A 16,530-nucleotide genomic window follows, 5' to 3' on the forward strand; every position below is an offset into this window, starting at 1 on the left:
TCCTGTGAAGTGTGGTGTATCCGCTGCAAGGAAATGGCTCCGTCTCTATTCGCCCTGTACCTTGACATGAATGCCGCGGCCTTCTCTCAGCGTGCCGATGACCGTGCCGCCGGGGCCTGCCTTCAACGCGGCTTCCACGTCCTCCGGCTTTACGATGGCTACCCAGCCGATGCCCATGTTGAAAGTGTTGAAGCGGTCCTGGGGGTCCGCATGCTTCAGGATTTTCTGGGCTGCGGGGTTATCCCAGAAGGGAATGGTGAGGTCCGCGCCGTAGTCGCCCAGAAAGCGTTCCAGGTTTTCCGGAAGGCCGCCCCCGGTGATGTGGGCATAGGCCTTGGGGATGACATTGGAGCTGCGCATGTCCGCCACCACATCATGGTACAGGCGGGTAGGCTGCAGCAGGGAGCGGAGTTCCTCTTCATCAACCACGTCCGGATTTTCTTCCAGGATGCGGCGGATGAGGCTCCAGCCGTTGGCATGGAAGCTGTCGGATTTGTAACCGATGAATACGTCACCGGGCTGGACGGTCTTGGGATCAATCAGCTTGCTTTTTTCACAGCAGCCGATGCAGAAGCCGGAAAGCTCCACGATGGATTCCGGAACCACGCCGGGCATTTCCGCCGTTTCCCCGCCTGCCAGAATGCAGTTGCAGGATTCCAGATAGTCGCACATCCCGGCCACCAGGCGGGTGATGCGCGTACGTTCCTGTTCCAGGTTGGAGATGCCCAGGTAGTCCAGGAAGAGAAGAGGGTCCCCGCCAGTGGTGAGGATGTCGTTGACGTTCATGGCCACCAGGTCCTTGCCGGCGGTTTCCACCATGTCCAGTTCAAACAGGATTTCCGTCTTGGTGCCCACGCCGTCGCATCCGGTGACGATGACCGGTTCCTTGTAGGAGCTGAGGTCATAGGCGGCGGCAAAAAGACCAAAGGCCTGGTGCAGGGAGCGCTGCTTTTGCGTTCTTTTAACGTGAGAGCTGATGTCGGATACAAAAGCGGCTGCTTCTTTGGTATCGACCCCCGATTGCTTGTAGGTTAATTTGCCGGACATTGAACGGATGGACTGGGTGTGCCAGCATCCTAGAGGAAGGCTCCTGCCGCGGCGAGTGAAAAAAGAAGTATTTTTGCCATAGGCCGGGCAGGAGGAGGCCTTTTTATTCCACTTCTATCTTGCAGTCGCGCCAGAGCCACCAGGCATCCAGGGAGAATTTGCCCGGCCCCGTGTAGAAGAGGGTCAGATAAATCAGCAGGTAGATGGACGCGAGTTCCTGGGCGCCCCAGCCGGAGAGGCCCAGGACGAGGAAGAGCGCCACGCACATGTTAATGATCAGGATGAGGGCGGCCAGGCGGGTAAAGAGGCCCAGGAAGATCAGGATGGAGCATCCGAATTCCGCGCCCACGCACAGCAGCAGAGACAGGAAGTTGCCGATTCCGAGCGGGTCCTGGAAGGCGGCCCAGTTTCCGCTGATGAGCATGTTCAGCTTGGGGATGCCGTGCACAAGCATCATTGCGCCTACGCCCAGGCGCAGCAGCAGGACGCCGAAGTCCATGCTGGTGTTAGTGGCAAAGGAGCCAAGCAGGCAGCATGCGGGTGATTTGCATTTATTCTGTTCCATGCACTGTAGACCGTTCGTGCGGCAGAAATGCTCAAATAAAATAGGATGAAATGAAATATCCGGAACCAGGAGGAAGCGGCCTGCTGCGCGGACGTTCCGTTTGAGGAGAAGCCGGGCACTTTCCACAGTTTCCGGTCTGCCGGCAGATACTGCCGCGCGCGGGTGGAGAAGGAGATAATGTTTCTTATTGAAGAGGCTGTCAGACAGCCTCTTCAATAGGTTTTTCAAGGGGTGTTCAATGCTTTTTTGCGGGAATCAGGCGGAAGGCGGAGGGGGATTTGGCGGATTTGATTTCCAGGGGCTTGGTTGGGTCCTTTTGAGTTTCCGCGCCTATGGTGATGATAAGCCTGTCTTTGGGGTGGATGACGGTGGCGTTTTCAAAGACGAGCGTATTGGAGCCGTCCGTCAGCTTCCAGCCGTCCAGCAGGATGCCGGAGTCTCCGGGATTGTTGATAATCACGTTGCCGGTGCCAGGTTCCAGCTTGGGAGCGGGCTGCTTGAGCTTCATGCTTTTTGCCAGCTTGGCGAAGGTGATTTCCGCGATGCGCCGCGCGCCCGGCTCCGTGGGGTGCAGGCCGTCCACATACCATTCCGGATGGTCGGAAAGGGGGTGCAGCGCGTCAAAGAGGCCGACCTTGTGCTTGCGCGCCACGGTGGCGATCAGTTTTTCCGCTTCCGGACGGTTGGCTGCGGAGCCGTTGTCCGAGCCTGCGTATTTGCGCACGTCCGGGTAGCAGTTGCCGGGGAACGCCTTTTTGTTGAGCGGGCCGCGGTAGTCCGGACCCAGCAGGCCCCAGGCGAAGAATCTGGCCTTGGGATTGGCGGATTTCCAGGCATTGAACAGGTCGTCATAACCCTTGGCGAACAGCTTGGGGTCCCACCAGCGGCCCGTGTCATTGATGCCCAGGTTGCAGATGTAAACGTCCGCCTTGAATTCCAGGGATTGCTTGTGTTCCTTGGTGCTGCCGTACCAGCGGCCCACCTGGCCCGGATAATCCCCGGCCGTTTTTCCGGGATTGCCGAAGCCCCTGACGTCAAAGTCCGGACCCATCAGCGTGCCGAGCACCTGCGGATACCGGGCATCTCCGGGTTTGAGGCCGGAGCCGAAGGTGATGCTGTCCCCCACGCAGGCTACTTTGGTGGGGGCGGCCTGTGCCGCGATGCCCAGGGAAAGGGCCGCGGCCAGGGAAGCGAAGAGAAGATGAAGGTTCATGGCAGGGTGGAATGACGAGAGTTATTTTTTAAGAGCGGGCGCATCCGTCCGGAAGGGCCGGGCCGGGAGCTGGTCTCCGTTGACCAGGTTGGGGGTTACGAAGCGGTTCCAGCAGTACCGGGCGTTCCTGGGGGATTTGACCTCCGGGGAAGTAAGGCGGATGACGGCGGTGCTGCCTTTTTTATTCACGATTTCCGCCGTGGCGGAATGGTAGGTCCCGTCCGCTCCGGCAATTTCAAACTGGGCCGGTTCCTTGCCGTCCGTCGTGGTCAGGCCTTTGGCATGTTCCAGTTGGATCAGAAGGGAGTTGCCGGAGGGTTTGAAGGCTTTGAAGGAGGGGCCTTCACAGGGAACCTTTTTGCCGTAAACCTTGTTGAGTGCCGTGTTCCCCGCGCGTTCTCCCACGGGACGCTTGAAGGGGGGGTGGACATCGGCGTTGGTGGAACCCAGGTCAATGGTGTTGACGCTGTAGACCTGCGGGACGGTTTTGGCTACCGTGTCCTGCATTTCCCGGAATTCCGGCCAGCCGGCACGGATTTTTGACGGATCGTTGATGCGGGGGAGCTGAATCATGACGAAGGGCATTTCCGGATTGCGGAAGGCTTTTCTCCAGGAGGAGATCATGGTTTTCAGCAGCATGCCGTTCTGTTCGTTGTCAATGATTTCAGCGTCGGATTCGCCCTGGTACCAGATGACGCCCGTGATGGGAAGGGCTGTCATCCACGCGATGCCGGATTCATAAAGGAACGCCGGTTTGTAGGGATGGTCAGGGGAGCCCTGGTCCAGGCGCGGGGAGATGTTCTTTTTGGCGCGGCCCCTCACCCAGTCGGAAATAAGGGGGGAATCCAGCCAGTGGTTGCCGCGCAGGGTGCGGAAGCTGTTGTTGGTGTTGATGACCTGCCGGGGTATCCACGCCGCTATTTCCGAACCGCCGAGCGAGGAGTGGATGATGCCCACGGGCATGCCAAGGCCTTCCCGGAGCTTCTTGCCGAAGTAGTAGCCCACCGCCGTCATAGGGCCGGAGGTGGAAGGGGTGCTGGCCTGCCACTGCCCCTTGTAGAAATTATCCGTGGTGACGGAGGCGAAGTCCTTGTCTGAATAAGGGGCGTTGTTGGTGTGGGCCTGGGGGACGTTGTTGAGCAGGCGGAGCTGTTCATCCCCGGAGGCGGCCATGTCTTCCCTGGCGGTATTGGTTTGGTTCAGGCGGAACAGCATGTTGGATTGTCCGGAGGCCAGCCACACCTCTCCCACCAGAACGTCGTCCAGCTTGGAGGAATCTCCGTTCTGGGTAGCCGTGAGCGTCTGTCCCGTGCCGTTGGGCTGCATGGGGGGGAGCATGACGCGCCACTTGCCCCGGGCGTCTGCCTTGGTGTTCAGGGTGGAGCTTCCGAAGGTGACGGATACCTCTTTGTTGGGGTCCGCCGTTCCCGAGACAGGTACGTTTTTTCCGTGGGGAAGGACCATGTGGGAGCCGTAGATGCGGTCGAATTGAGGAGCGGCCGCCCAGGCCGCGTTCAGGGCGACGGCAGCAATCAGGATGAATGGAGTATGGAGGTGCATGGTTTGAGCGGATTATCTGAGAAGGAGTTCATCCCGGGTGAGTCCGGTGAGCTGGCCGAGGCGTTTGATCAGGCGCAGCATGATGAAGACGAGGGCTGCCAGGATGGGAACGCCGATGATCAGGAAGCCCCACCAGGTAATGCTGCCGATAGCTACATTATAGGCCACCTGCTGTTCCGCCTCCGGCTGGCGCATGACGGAAGACATGAAGGAGAGGCTCAGGAAAAAGTTGCCGATGGATGAGGCCACGAGCGTGCCCGCCAGCACCCAGGATGAGCTGGCCAGCAGCCGCTGGTAGGCCTGCTCCGCGTCGTTGGCAGCCACCTTCTGTTCTATTCTGGATACGTCAAACAGCTCCGGCGTGTAAATGAATATGTTAAGCAGGGGGGAGCCCGTGGAACGGGAGACAATGACCGCGGCGGCCAGGATGAGGGGGATGAGGGCTTCCTTTCCGGCGAACAGCCAGGGGGTGGCGCTGTGGATGCGCCCTTCCGGTCCGATGACGAAGATGCTGATGACGCCGGTAAGCAGCACGCCGGCCATGCCTACGCCGGACATCAAGTCGAATTTCCGGGTGACGACCAGGGAGCGGATTCCATAGACAAGAGGAAGGGACAGGGCGATGACGAGCGCCCACACGGGGCCAAGGTGCCAGAAGCTTTCCCCCGCCGGGCGTTGCAGGGGATTGGCCGGACCCGCGCTGCAGTAGTCCAGAATCAATACCGGCAGAAGGATGTTGATAAAAATTCCCAGGAGGGAGGAACGTGAGGTGTTTTGCTTCTTATCCATGAATTCGGAGGCAGGTACTTGTATCATACGCGGATATGCTCCCGCAAGTTGCAACCCCGTGTGTGAATGTAAAGACCAGAAGCAGGGGGGAAGGCGTTTTTTCCTGCACTGGCGGCCCTGCGGAAATCGTGGCATCCCACGGTATTTTCCGTTCTTTTGGCTGGACACAGGTGTGAATAATGTTCAGCTTCTCCCGTGACTCTGACAGATCATTTTTCCCCCATGACTCAAACATCTTCTTTTTCGACGCTTGGCATTTCGCCGGAGATTCTGGAAGCCGTTGAAGTGCTCGGCTTCGATACTCCTTCCGCCATTCAGGAACAGGCGATTCCCGCCGCCATCGGAGGGTCCGATATCGTTGGTCTGTCCCATACGGGGTCCGGCAAGACCCTTGCCTTTGCCATTCCGGCCCTGGAATGCATTGATCCGGATGAACGCAGCGTCCAGGTGCTGGCCCTGTGCCCCACGCGGGAACTGGCCGTCCAGATTTGCCGGGAAGTGGATAAGCTGGCGCTGTTCATGGACGGCGTTTCCGCAGTGCCCATTTACGGAGGGTCCTCCTTCCGTCCCCAGCTTGACGCCCTGCGCCGCGGCGTGCAGTTCGTGGTGGGAACGCCAGGCCGCGTCATGGACCTGATGGAATCCGGAGCGCTGAAGCTGGACAATCTCCGCATGCTGATTCTGGATGAAGCGGACGAGATGCTGGATATGGGATTTCTGGAAGATATTGAGCGTATTGCTGAGTTTATGCCGGAGACGAAGCAGACCCTGTTTTTCTCCGCTACCATGTCTCCGGAAATCAACCGCCTGGTGAGCCGGTTTATGAAGGACCCCGTCCAGATCACCATTGAGCGGCCCACGCTGACGGTGCCCACCATTGAACAGTCTTATTATGAGGTGGTGTTTTCTTCCCGGATTGAGGTGCTCAGCCGCCTGCTGGATACCGGAAAGATCAAGATGGGCCTGGTCTTTGCCAATACCAAGAAAGTGGTGGATGACATTGTGGACGGCCTGACGGCCAGGGGATATCCCGTGGACCGCCTTCACGGGGATATGCCGCAAATCATGCGGGAACGCGTGATGGACTCCTTCCGCAAGGGCAGCCTGCGCCTGCTGGTAGCCACGGATATTGCCGCCCGCGGTCTGGACGTGGATGATGTGGATGCCGTGGTTAACTTTGAACTGCCCCGTGATCCGGAGGATTACGTGCACCGCATCGGCCGCACGGCGCGCGCCGGGCGCAAGGGGAAGGCCATCACGTTTGTAGGCCGCCGCGATTTTTCCCTGATGAGCCGCATTGAACGCTTTATCGGCGTCAAGCTGACTCCGGAACCCGTGCTTACCGCCGTGCAGGTGGACCAGCTCCGGACGGAATCCCTGGTGGATGACATTCTGGAACGCCTCAAGCCGGATGCCGTGCTGCCGGAAGAACTGAAGGATGTGGAGGCAGCCCCTGAAGCCCTGGCCGCCGCCCTGTTTGATTTGCTCCGGGAACGCACCCACCGGGAAGTGCAGCCCATTCCGGAAGACAAGCCGGCCCGCAAATCCCGCCATGTAGTCCAGCCCGGAGAAGAAACGGAAAGCCCGCAGAAGGGTGATTCCTGGCAGCATAATGGTGATACGGTCACGCTGTTCATGAACGGCGGCCGGATGATCGGCCTGAGGCCCAAGGACATCGCCGGACTGTTCTACAATACGGTGGAAATGGAAAAGGGCGCCGTGGGAGACATCAGGATTTTCCCCAAGCACTCCCTTATTGAAGTGGACGCTTCCGTGGCTCCCCAGCTTCTGGATGCCCTGGCTAACGCCACCGTCTGCGGGTATGAGGTTAATGTGCGCGAGGACAAGGGCACGCCGGAATATTCCGACGGACCGCGTCCGCCCCGCCGCAGCGGCGGATTCCGCGGAGGCTACCGTGGAGACCGGGACCGCGGTGGATTCAGGGGCAGCCGTGGCGGCTACCGCGATGACCGGGGCGACCGCCGGAATGACCGTTTCCGGAGGGATGACCGGAAGAAAAGATTTTAACCGTTTTTCCGGGCTGACGGGCAGGAGAACTGTTTCCTGGTCTTTTAAAGGGAAACAGGATTCTTCTGCGGCTGCGGGAAAATGAGCCAGGAGAAACCCTGGCCCTTGAATTTCTTTTTCTCTGCTGCATAACTTTCAGCTTTAAGGTCAAACCGGGAAGTCTTCTATTTCCTGACGGAATAGGGAATATTGCCGTATAGGCACAGGCGCGCCGTATGGGACGGTTGGTGCGTTCAGGAAAGAAGGAGAAATTCAGGAGGATATCCTTGGGAAGCTGGAATCAAGCAGGGTTCCATGTATTTTTTAACGGAGTCATAAGTGGATATGCTTTCCGGAGCTTCATCGTCTTCCGGATGCCAAGAGCCGCTTTGGCAGATGATGGATAGACCCTTAGGTTGTCCGGCAGCGTGCCGGAGTCCTTTAATAGGGTTATAGCTATTGATAATCAACTGCCAATGGTGATGTTTCGTTTAATTCTCTTGAGAGTGGGCCGGTTTTCTGTAAGATGGACTAAATCTTTAACGTTTATCTTTCATATCATATTTCCTTTTTAAGATGAAGCTGTTGTCCTTTCTAACCGTTTTGTTAACCGCTGCCGTTCCCTGCATGGCAGCTCCGGGGAAACCCGTAAAAACTTCCGCCAACGCGGAGAAAGCCGCGCGGCCCAATGTTATTTTCATTCTGGTGGATGACATGGGCTGGGGGGATCTGGATTCCAACTGGAGCCAGCAGAAATTAAACGGCCGGACGGTAGACAGGAAGAACGAGTTCAAGACTCCGGCCCTGTCTGCCATGGCGCGGGAGGGGATTCAGCTGCGCCGGCATTATTCCGCCGCTCCGGTCTGCGCTCCGGCGCGCGCCTCCCTGCTGCTGGGGGTGCACCAGGGGCATTCCCGCGTGGTGAGGAACAACCGCTTTGACTATCCCATTGAAGATTCCCATACGCTGGGAACCGTGATGCGTGATGCCGGATATGATACCGCCGCCATCGGCAAGTGGGGCGTGGGCGGCGGCGGGGAAAGCCACGGCCCGGTGACGGGCGGCCCCCACCAGCGCGGCTTCAATTATTTTTACGGAATCCTGGACCATCTGGCCGGGCATTTCCATTACCCTTCCGAGTCCCGTGACATTTTCGAGTATAACGGTTACGCTTCCAATCCCGAATGGAAGAATATCAAGGACCAGGTTCCGCAGACCGCTTATTCCACGGATTTATTCGCCGCCCGCGCCAAGCAGTGGATTGTGGACCAGCGCAAGTCCGCCCGCAAGACCGGCAAGCCGTTTTTCCTGTACCTGGCTTTTCCGGCCCCTCACGGCAACCTGGTGGTTCCCGGAACGCCCTATCCTGCCGGCGGCGGTTTGAAGGGCGGCCTGCAGTGGGTGAAGAAGAACGGCACGGAATCCGTAAATACGGCTTTTGACGTCAAGGCGGAAAAGGACAAGGATACTTATATTCATCCGGACAACGCCCGCTTCCCGAATGAGGTGGCCAAACGGCATTCCACGATGATCCGCCGCGTGGATGATGCCGTGGCGGATTTGATCCATCTGCTCAAGGATTTGAAGATCGACAATGATACGATGATCGTCTTTACGTCTGACAACGGCCCCCATAATGAGGGAGGCGCCGATCCCAAGCACAGGCACGGAGCGCAGAATCCGCAGTTTTTCAAGAGTTACGGCATGATGGACGGCATCAAGCGCGACTGCTGGGAGGGCGGCATGCGCGTTCCCGCGCTGGTACGCTGGCCCGCCCGCATTCCCAAGGGGCAGATCAGCCTGCAGCCTGGCCAGTTCCATGACTGGCTGGCTACCCTGGCGGATGCCGCCGGAGTGCCGGTTCCCGCCCGCAGCGACGGCGTTTCCCTGCTTCCGACGCTGACAGGCCATGCGGACCAGCAGAAGCCGGGAATTATTTATTCCGAATATAATGTTGCCGGCAAAACACCTGGTTACAAGGATTTCCTGGGAGAACACAAGGGAGCGGAACGGGGCCAGCAGCAGATTGTCTTTGTGGACGGCCTGAAAGGCTTGCGCATGGGCGTGAAGGATGCGGATAAGGATTTCATGATTTTTGACACCCTGAATGACCCGCAGGAAAGCAAGGACCTGGCTTCCTCCAGGCCGGAGCTCCAGGCCCGCATGAAGGCCGCCGCCCTGTCCAACCGCCGTACCTTCCTTCCTGCCAAGACGGTGTTTGATACGGAGCTGGTTCCGGCAGTGGAAGTGAAGGGCGCCGCCTCTCCCGGCTTGAAGTGGTCCGTTTATGAAGGTGAGTTCCCGTGGGTCCCGGATTTCCGCCAGATGAAGAAGCAGCCTGCCGCGCACGGCGTGGCTCCGTCACCGTCCGTCAAGATGAACGGTCCCCGGAAGCGCGGAGTGGAGCTGACGGGGTTGGTGAAGATTCCCGCTGACGGGGAGTATACTTTTTACCTGTCCACGGACGCGAACAAGGGAAGCAAGGCCTTTGTCCGCCTGCACGGCATGGAGCTGATTGACGCGGACAAGACTTACGAGCCGGGCACTGAAGTTTCCTCCGATCTGGGCGACCGGAAGAACCCCGTTTATTTGAAGGCCGGGCTGCATCCCATCCGCATCAGCTATGTAGGTAATGCTGGCCCCGCCTCCAAGCTGGTCTTGAAGTGGGAAGGTCCCGGCCTGCCCAAGCAGGAGATTCCGGCATCTGCGTTCAGCCATGACAGCGCAGGCAAGTAAGAGCCTCAGATGAGCGATCTTTACGAGTACCAGGCGATCGACGGTTCCTCCAAGGGGCCCGTTTCCCTGGTGCTTCTGATCCAGGCCCGCAATCACGGGCGCCTGTCCAACCGCACCATGGTGAGGAAGCTTCCCGCCGGGGGCTGGCAGCCGTTGTCTTCCTTCATTCCGTCCATGACCGTCATGGACGCTGATATGGAGGAATCCGCCATGCCGGAGCCTGAAACGGGGTTCGAGCCCGCCATTCCTGCCTGGACCCGGAAGAAGTATTGGATGCGCATCATTAAGGGATGGTGCAGTTTTGAAGGGCGCGCCGGAAAGCAGGAGATGCGCGAGGTTTATTCCATCGTGGGCGTCGCGTGGCTGGCCGTGGCAGGGGGGCCGGCCATCGTGAAAAGCGGCTTTTTCTCTGTGTCTCCCATGATGGAGCTGTTTTTTCCCCTGGCTTACGTAGTGCTTCCCGTGTTGTTTCTCCCCCTGGCGGCTACGATGGTGCGCCGCCTGCACGATGTGGGGAAAAGCGGCCTTTCCCTGATATGGCTGGCCGTGCCCGTAGTAGGCTGGCTGCTGTTGCTGTATTTGTGCTACGGGGAGAGCCTGCCGGGAGAGAACAAGTATGGGGAGCCGCCCTGGAATTGAAGACCCGCAGGTTGAAAGTCGGGGATTTTACGGCATGTGCACATCATTACCAACATGATCAGGATGAACGGGTTTTTAATGGTATGGATCCTTGTTCAGGGGATTACCACCGGATTTTCCCAGACTGAGTTTTTCACTTGTTAACCGGCAATCCTTGATTTCCTCCGGTAATTCACGGATGGCCGGTCGTATGTCTGTTGCGCGTATCTCCCGGCTTCCGGTAATGAAAAGGGCTGTCCCATTCCTATGGGACAGCCCTTTCCGGGTTAAGGTTGCAGGCAGGTTTACGCTTCCACGGCTTTGGCGAATTCTTCCACCGTGTCACAGGTGCAGACCAGGTTGCGGTCTCCGTACACGTTGTCCACACGGCCGACGTACGGCCAGAATTTATGGATGCGCAGGCCGGATACCGGGTAGGCAGCTTCACTGCGCGAGTAGGGGTGCCGCCATTCGTCGGCGGAGACCATTTCCGCGGTATGGGGGGAGTTTTTCAGGACGTTGTCTTCCTTGTCCGCCGTACCGTTGATAACGGCCATGATTTCCGCATGGATGCGCTCCATGGCTTCAATGAAGCGGTCCAGCTCCTCCTTGGGTTCAGATTCCGTAGGTTCCACCATCAGGGTTCCCGGAACGGGGAAGGACATGGTGGGACCGTGGAAGCCGTAGTCCATGAGACGCTTGGCGATGTCATCCACGGTGAGTCCGGCGTCATGGGTGAGCTGGCGCGGGTCCAGAATGCATTCATGCGCTACGAGTCCCTTGTTGCCGGAGTAGAGAACCGGGAAGAGGTGGCCGAGCTTTCTGGCGATGTAGTTGGCGTTCAGGATGGCCATTTCCGTGGCTTCCTTGAGGCCTTCCGGTCCCATCATGGACAGATACATCCAGCAGATGGCGGCAATGGAGGCGCTGCCCCATGGGGCGGAGGCCACGGCTCCTTCTTCATGGCCCAGAACGAGGTGGCCCGGCAGGAAGGGGACGAGGTGTTCCGCCACGCCGATGGGGCCGATGCCGGGACCGCCGCCGCCGTGTGGCATGGCAAAGGTCTTGTGCAGGTTCAGGTGGCAGACGTCGGCGCCGATGCGGCCGGGGCAGGTCAGACCTACCTGGGCGTTCATGTTGGCGCCGTCCATGTACACCTGGCCGCCGTTGGCGTGGACGATGTCGCAGAGTTCCCTGATGGTCTGTTCATACACTCCGTGCGTGGAGGGGTAGGTGACCATGATGCAGGAGAGGTTATCCCGGTGGGCTTCCGCCTGGACCTTCAGGTCTTCCATGTCAATGTTGCCGCCTTCGTCGCATTTGACGGGCACCACCTTGAGTCCGGCCATGGCGGAGGAAGCGGGGTTCGTTCCATGGGCGGAGGTGGGGATGAGGCACACGTCCCGGTGGCCTTCCCCGGCGTGCTTCTGGTAGCGGCGGATGGCCAGCAGGCCCGCGTATTCCCCTGCCGCGCCCGCATTGGGCTGGAGGGAGACGGCGGCGAAGCATGTGATTTTCGCCAGGCGGTCAGCCAGGACGGTGAGCATTTCCCGGATGCCTTCCGACTGGTCTTCCGGAACAAAGGGGTGCAGGGAGCTGGTTTCCGGCCATGTGATGGGGATCATCTCGGAGGCGGCATTCAGCTTCATCGTGCAGGAGCCCAGCGGGATCATGGCTTCATTCAGGGCCAGGTCACGGGATTCCAGACGGCGGATGTAGCGCATCATTTCCGTCTCGGAGTGGTAGGAGTTGAAGGCCGTTTCCGTGCAGAAGGGGGTCTGGCGGGTATGGACAGGGGCCCAGGCGGGAGTCTCGCAGCAGCAGGGAACAGAAGTTTCCGTGCCTGCAAGAGCTGAGGCCAGCGCCGCTACGTCTGCGCAGGTGGCGGTTTCATCCAGGGAAATAGTGACGTGGTCGGCATCCACCTTGCGGATGTTGTAGCCCGCTTCCAGGGCTTTCCGCACCATGGCGTCCGCCTGACCGGGGACGGTCAGCAGCAGGGTGTCAAAGAAATCCTTGTTTTCAATGGTGATGCCGGCTTTCGTGAGCGCCTTGTACAGGCTTTTGGCTTTCCGGTGGATTTCCGTGCCGATGCGCTTGAGGCCTTCCTGCCCGTGGTATACGGCGTAGAAGGCGGCCAGCACGGCCAGAAGCACCTGGGCGGTGCAGATGTTGGAGGTGGCCTTGTCACGGCGGATGTGCTGTTCCCGCGTTTGGAGGGCCAGGCGGTAGGCCGGGCGTCCCTGGGTGTCTATGGACATGCCGATGAGGCGTCCGGGCATGCGGCGCTTCAGGGCGTCCGTGCAGGACATGTAGGCGGCGTGGGGGCCTCCGAAGCCCATCGGGACGCCGAACCGCTGCGTGTTGCCGATGCAGATGTCAGCGCCGAAGGCGCCGGGTTCCCGGATGACGGTGAGGGCCATCAGGTCCGCCGCCACGACGCAGAGCGCGCCTGCGGCGTGCACGCGGGAGAAAAAGTCCGTGTAGTCACAGATGCGGCCGAGCGTATCCGGGTATTGGACAAGCACTCCGGCCAGGTCTGCGCCGATGGATGCAGGGTCAAAGGAGGTCCAGTCCCCCACCATGATGTTGACGCCCTGGAAGGCGGCGCGGGTGCGGATGACGCTAATGGTCTGGGGATGGCAGGTGTCCGCCACAAAGAAGGTGTTTGCCTTGGGCCGGGCGTTCCGGCACATGGTGACGGCTTCAGCCGCCGCGGTGCCTTCATCCAGAAGGGAGGCGTTTGCCACCGGAAGCCCCGTCAGGGAGGAAACCATGGTCTGGAAGTTCATGAGCATTTCCAGGCGGCCCTGGGCGATTTCCGGCTGGTAAGGGGTGTAGGCCGTGTACCAGCCGGGATTTTCCAGTACGTTGCGCAGAATGACGGAGGGCGTGATGGTGCCGTAGTACCCCTGGCCGATGAAGGTTTTCAGCAGTTTGTTTTTCCGGAGGATGGCGCGGAGTTCCGCCAGGGCGTCCGTTTCCGATTTGGCCGCGGGCAGGTCCAGGAGGGCCTGCATCCGGATGTCTGCGGGAACGATGTCCGCAATGAGTTCGTCAAGCGTCTGGTACCCGAGGGCGTTGAGCATCTCGCGGCGTTCTTCCCCCTGGGGGCCGATGTGCCGGCTGGCAAAGTCTGAGTTGGTTTTCATGTGGTGTCTGGCAGGTATGGGCCCGGCCGTGGGGCCGGGTTAAATTAAAAGGCCCCGGGATGGAATCACCGGGGCGGGGGGAGGAAGGAATGGGTCAGGAGCAGTATTCCTCGTAGTCCGTGGCGTTCATCATGTCTTCCGTTTCCGTGGGGACGTCCAGGCGGATTTTGTACAGCCAGCCTGCGCCGTAGGGATCGGAGTTGATGAGGGAAGGATCATTGGAGAGTTCTTCATTCACTTCCAGAATCTCACCGGAAACGGGAGTGTATACGTCGCTGGCAGCCTTGACGGATTCCACAACGGCGACGGGGTCGCCGGCGGCAACGGTGGCGCCTACTTCGGGGAGGTCTACAAAGACTACATCGGAGAGTTCGGCCTGAGCATGGTCTGAAATACCGATGGTGCCGATGTCTCCGTCAATTTCAACCCATTCATGGTCTTTGGAATACAGCAGGTTTTCTGGTACGTCGTGCATAAGATGTAATTGTTTGAGATGAGAGTGTAGTAAAATACGGTGTTTGTCAGTTTATTTCTGCGCAGTAGTGTCAGCCTTTCTTATAAAAGGGTTTTTTAACTACCACGGCGGGGAATTTTCTTCCCCTTACGTCAATTTCCAGCTCCGTGCCGACCTTGGCATGGGCGACAGGCAGGTAGGCCAGGGCAATGCCCTTCATCAGTGAAGGAGAGAGCACGCCGCTGGTAAGTTCTCCGATGGCTTCTCCTCCGGGAACGTGAACGGTATAGTGGGCGCGGGGAGGGGCTCCCTTGCCGGTGTATTCAATAGCCACCAGGCGCTTGCTGAGGCCATTGGCTTTTTGTTCACGAAGAATGCCGGCGCCGATGAATTCCGTATCCAGCGCGCAGAAGAAGCCGAGCCCGGCTTCCAGGGGCGTTTTGTCCGGAGCGAGGTCGGAACCGTTCAGAGGATAGCACATTTCCAGGCGCAGGCTGTCGCGTGCGCCCAGCCCGCAGGGCTTGGCTCCTGCGTCAAGAAAGGCTTCAAACCATTTGACGCCTTCCCCGGCCGGGCAGAAGAATTCAAAACCGTCTTCCCCGGTATAGCCGGTGCGGCAGACGATGAGGTCCGTTCCATCCACCGTGATGCGGGAAATGCCGTTGCGGGGAGGAAGTTCCACGCCGGGAATGACGCGGGCGAAGACTTCCCCGCATTTGGGACCCTGGACGGCCAGGCCCACATATTCGTCGGAGTGGTTTTCCAGGACCACTTCCGCGGGTTTGTGGGCGGAGAGCCAAGCAAAGTCTTCATCAATCTTGGAGGCGTTCACCACCACGAAGAAGGTTTCCGGTTCCATCCGGTACAGGATGAGGTCATCAATGACGCCCGCCTGCTCATTAAGCATGATGGAGTATTGCCCCTGGCCGATGTCCAGCTTGTTGATATCATTGGTCAGCATGGAGTTCAGCCATGCCGCGGCTGCGGCGCCGGCTACCGTGAACTGGCCCATGTGGGAGATGTCAAAGATGCCGCAGGCTTCGCGCACGGCTTTGTGTTCGTCCAGGATGCCGGTGTATTGCACCGGCATGTTCCAGCCGGCGAAGGGGACCATTCTGGCACCCAGTTCAACGTGCTTGGCGGCCAAAGGTGTGGATTTGACGTCGGAATCAGTCATGAGGCGATGTGAAGGTTATGAGCAATCTGCTCTCTGCATTACGAAAAGTCAATGGAATTCCGGGAAAGCTTTGGGCTAAACATTGAAGCGGAATTCGACTACGTCTCCGTCCTTGACGACATATTCCTTTCCTTCAATGCGCAGCTTGCCGTGTTCCCGCGCTCCGGCCTTGCCGCCGCAGGATACCAGGTCATCGTAATGCACCACTTCCGCGGCGATAAAGCCGCGTTCAAAATCCGTGTGGATGACGCCCGCCGCCTGAGGGGCCTTGGCCCCGGCCGGGATGGTCCAGGCGCGCGTTTCCTTGACACCGGTGGTGAGGTAGGTACGCAGGCCCAGCAGATGGTACACGGCGCGGATGAGGTCGGAAACGCCGGAGTCCTGTACGCCCAGGGATTCCAGGAATTCGCGGGCTTCCTCTTCCGAGACGTCGATGAGCTCTTCCTCAATCCGGGCGGAGATGACGATGGCTTCCGCATTGTGGTGTTCCGCCACGTATTTCTTCACCTGGGAGACGTAGGGGTGCGCGTCCGGGTTGTTGATGGCGTCCGCCAGTTCGTCTTCATTCACGTTGCAGGCAAAAATGCTCTTTTTGTCTGAAAGGAGCTGGAAGGAATGGAGAAGCTTGCGTTCGTCGTCATCCAGCTGCGCTTCAAAGGTGAGAGCCGGATTGCCTTCATTCAGGTGGGGCAGAAGCTTGGTGATGAGGGCTACCTCCGCCTTGGCTTCCTTGTCTCCGCTGCGGGCCTTGCGCTCCCGGGAGGAAAGCCTTTTGTCCATGGCGGCGATGTCCGCCAGGATGAGTTCCGAGTTGATGATTTCGATGTCGCGCAGGGGATCCACGGAACCTAGTTCGTGGATGATGTCGTCATTGTCAAAACAGCGGACCACTTGCACGATGGCGTCCACTTCCCGGATATTCGCCAGGAACTGGTTGCCCAGGCCCGCGCCTTCAGAGGCCCCTTTCACGAGGCCGGCAATGTCCACGAATTCAATGAGCGTGGGAATGATCTTTTCAGAGCCGGACATGTCGGAAAGCACCTGCAGGCGTGCGTCCGGCACGGTCACCATGCCCACATTCGGGTCAATGGTGCAGAAGGGGTAATTGGCCGCCTGGGCCTTGCGGGTTCTGGTGACCGCATTGAAGAGGGTGGATTTGCCGACGTTGGGGAGACCTACAATACCTGCCTGTAACATAGGCAGGACTGATAG

The 16,530-nt window shown here is 59.1% G+C and carries 12 protein-coding genes; 3 read left to right on the forward strand and 9 right to left on the reverse strand.

Features of this window, described 5'->3' with window-relative positions:
* Positions 1-45: 45 nt before the first annotated feature.
* From purM to CXU21_RS06735, 5 genes are all read right to left on the reverse strand, one after another.
* Entirely contained in the window at positions 46-1,047 is a 1,002-nt protein-coding gene (purM, locus tag CXU21_RS06715) for a phosphoribosylformylglycinamidine cyclo-ligase (RefSeq protein ID WP_102725522.1), read from the reverse strand.
* 103 nt (positions 1,048-1,150) lie between these two features.
* A complete protein-coding gene (locus CXU21_RS06720) occupies positions 1,151-1,612 on the reverse strand; it encodes a DoxX family protein (RefSeq protein WP_102712249.1) in 462 nt (153 codons plus the stop codon).
* A 235-nt stretch (positions 1,613-1,847) separates the two neighbouring features.
* Positions 1,848-2,825, reverse strand: a complete 978-nt coding sequence (locus CXU21_RS06725; RefSeq protein ID WP_102725523.1) for a GDSL-type esterase/lipase family protein — start codon at positions 2,823-2,825, stop codon at positions 1,848-1,850.
* Positions 2,826-2,846: 21 nt separating this feature from the next.
* Positions 2,847-4,385: a sialate O-acetylesterase gene (locus CXU21_RS06730; RefSeq protein ID WP_102725524.1), complete on the reverse strand. Its 1,539-nt coding sequence runs from the start codon at positions 4,383-4,385 to the stop codon at positions 2,847-2,849.
* Positions 4,386-4,397: 12 nt separating this feature from the next.
* The gene (locus CXU21_RS06735) at positions 4,398-5,201 is read right to left on the reverse strand and encodes a VC0807 family protein (RefSeq protein ID WP_102711976.1); all 804 of its coding nucleotides are present in this window, start codon (positions 5,199-5,201) and stop codon (positions 4,398-4,400) included.
* A gap of 195 nt (positions 5,202-5,396) precedes the next feature.
* On the opposite strand from CXU21_RS06735, the gene CXU21_RS06740 reads away from it, so the two are divergent.
* The 3 genes from CXU21_RS06740 to CXU21_RS06750 all read left to right on the forward strand — a co-directional run bounded on the left by CXU21_RS06740 (position 5,397) and on the right by CXU21_RS06750 (position 10,556).
* Positions 5,397-7,202: a DEAD/DEAH box helicase gene (locus tag CXU21_RS06740; protein WP_146016997.1), complete on the forward strand. Its 1,806-nt coding sequence runs from the start codon at positions 5,397-5,399 to the stop codon at positions 7,200-7,202.
* A gap of 555 nt (positions 7,203-7,757) precedes the next feature.
* Positions 7,758-9,917: a sulfatase-like hydrolase/transferase gene (locus tag CXU21_RS06745; protein ID WP_102725527.1), complete on the forward strand. Its 2,160-nt coding sequence runs from the start codon at positions 7,758-7,760 to the stop codon at positions 9,915-9,917.
* A gap of 9 nt (positions 9,918-9,926) precedes the next feature.
* The gene (locus CXU21_RS06750) at positions 9,927-10,556 is read left to right on the forward strand and encodes a DUF805 domain-containing protein (RefSeq protein WP_102725528.1); all 630 of its coding nucleotides are present in this window, start codon (positions 9,927-9,929) and stop codon (positions 10,554-10,556) included.
* Positions 10,557-10,840: 284 nt separating this feature from the next.
* On the opposite strand, the gene gcvP is transcribed toward CXU21_RS06750, so the two are convergent.
* The 4 genes from gcvP to ychF form a co-directional block, all read right to left on the reverse strand.
* Positions 10,841-13,687, reverse strand: a complete 2,847-nt coding sequence (gene gcvP, locus CXU21_RS06755) for an aminomethyl-transferring glycine dehydrogenase (RefSeq protein ID WP_102725529.1) — start codon at positions 13,685-13,687, stop codon at positions 10,841-10,843.
* A gap of 94 nt (positions 13,688-13,781) precedes the next feature.
* Positions 13,782-14,162, reverse strand: a complete 381-nt coding sequence (gcvH, locus tag CXU21_RS06760) for a glycine cleavage system protein GcvH (protein WP_102711966.1) — start codon at positions 14,160-14,162, stop codon at positions 13,782-13,784.
* 70 nt (positions 14,163-14,232) lie between these two features.
* Positions 14,233-15,318, reverse strand: coding sequence for a glycine cleavage system aminomethyltransferase GcvT (gcvT, locus tag CXU21_RS06765; protein WP_102711964.1), 1,086 nt, complete (start codon positions 15,316-15,318; stop codon positions 14,233-14,235).
* A gap of 75 nt (positions 15,319-15,393) precedes the next feature.
* Entirely contained in the window at positions 15,394-16,515 is a 1,122-nt protein-coding gene (gene ychF, locus CXU21_RS06770; protein WP_102711962.1) for a redox-regulated ATPase YchF, read from the reverse strand.
* Positions 16,516-16,530 lie beyond the last annotated feature (15 nt).

Origin of the sequence: Akkermansia muciniphila (genome assembly GCF_002884975.1) — a bacterium.
GTDB classification, from domain to species: Bacteria; Verrucomicrobiota; Verrucomicrobiia; order Verrucomicrobiales; family Akkermansiaceae; genus Akkermansia; species Akkermansia muciniphila_C.

What these genes read in the sequence shown, in the direction of transcription:
- CXU21_RS06740 (WP_146016997.1), top strand. Translation starts at nt 5,397, where the DNA reads ATGACTCAAACATCTTCTTTTTCGACGCTTGGCATTTCGCCGGAGATT.
- CXU21_RS06725 (WP_102725523.1), bottom strand. Translation starts at nt 2,825, where the DNA reads ATGAACCTTCATCTTCTCTTCGCTTCCCTGGCCGCGGCCCTTTCCCTG.
- gcvP (WP_102725529.1), bottom strand. Translation starts at nt 13,687, where the DNA reads ATGAAAACCAACTCAGACTTTGCCAGCCGGCACATCGGCCCCCAGGGG.
- CXU21_RS06720 (WP_102712249.1), bottom strand. Translation starts at nt 1,612, where the DNA reads ATGGAACAGAATAAATGCAAATCACCCGCATGCTGCCTGCTTGGCTCC.
- gcvT (WP_102711964.1), bottom strand. Translation starts at nt 15,318, where the DNA reads ATGACTGATTCCGACGTCAAATCCACACCTTTGGCCGCCAAGCACGTT.
- CXU21_RS06745 (WP_102725527.1), top strand. Translation starts at nt 7,758, where the DNA reads ATGAAGCTGTTGTCCTTTCTAACCGTTTTGTTAACCGCTGCCGTTCCC.
- CXU21_RS06735 (WP_102711976.1), bottom strand. Translation starts at nt 5,201, where the DNA reads ATGATACAAGTACCTGCCTCCGAATTCATGGATAAGAAGCAAAACACC.
- ychF (WP_102711962.1), bottom strand. Translation starts at nt 16,515, where the DNA reads ATGTTACAGGCAGGTATTGTAGGTCTCCCCAACGTCGGCAAATCCACC.
- gcvH (WP_102711966.1), bottom strand. Translation starts at nt 14,162, where the DNA reads ATGCACGACGTACCAGAAAACCTGCTGTATTCCAAAGACCATGAATGG.
- purM (WP_102725522.1), bottom strand. Translation starts at nt 1,047, where the DNA reads ATGTCCGGCAAATTAACCTACAAGCAATCGGGGGTCGATACCAAAGAA.
- CXU21_RS06750 (WP_102725528.1), top strand. Translation starts at nt 9,927, where the DNA reads ATGAGCGATCTTTACGAGTACCAGGCGATCGACGGTTCCTCCAAGGGG.
- CXU21_RS06730 (WP_102725524.1), bottom strand. Translation starts at nt 4,385, where the DNA reads ATGCACCTCCATACTCCATTCATCCTGATTGCTGCCGTCGCCCTGAAC.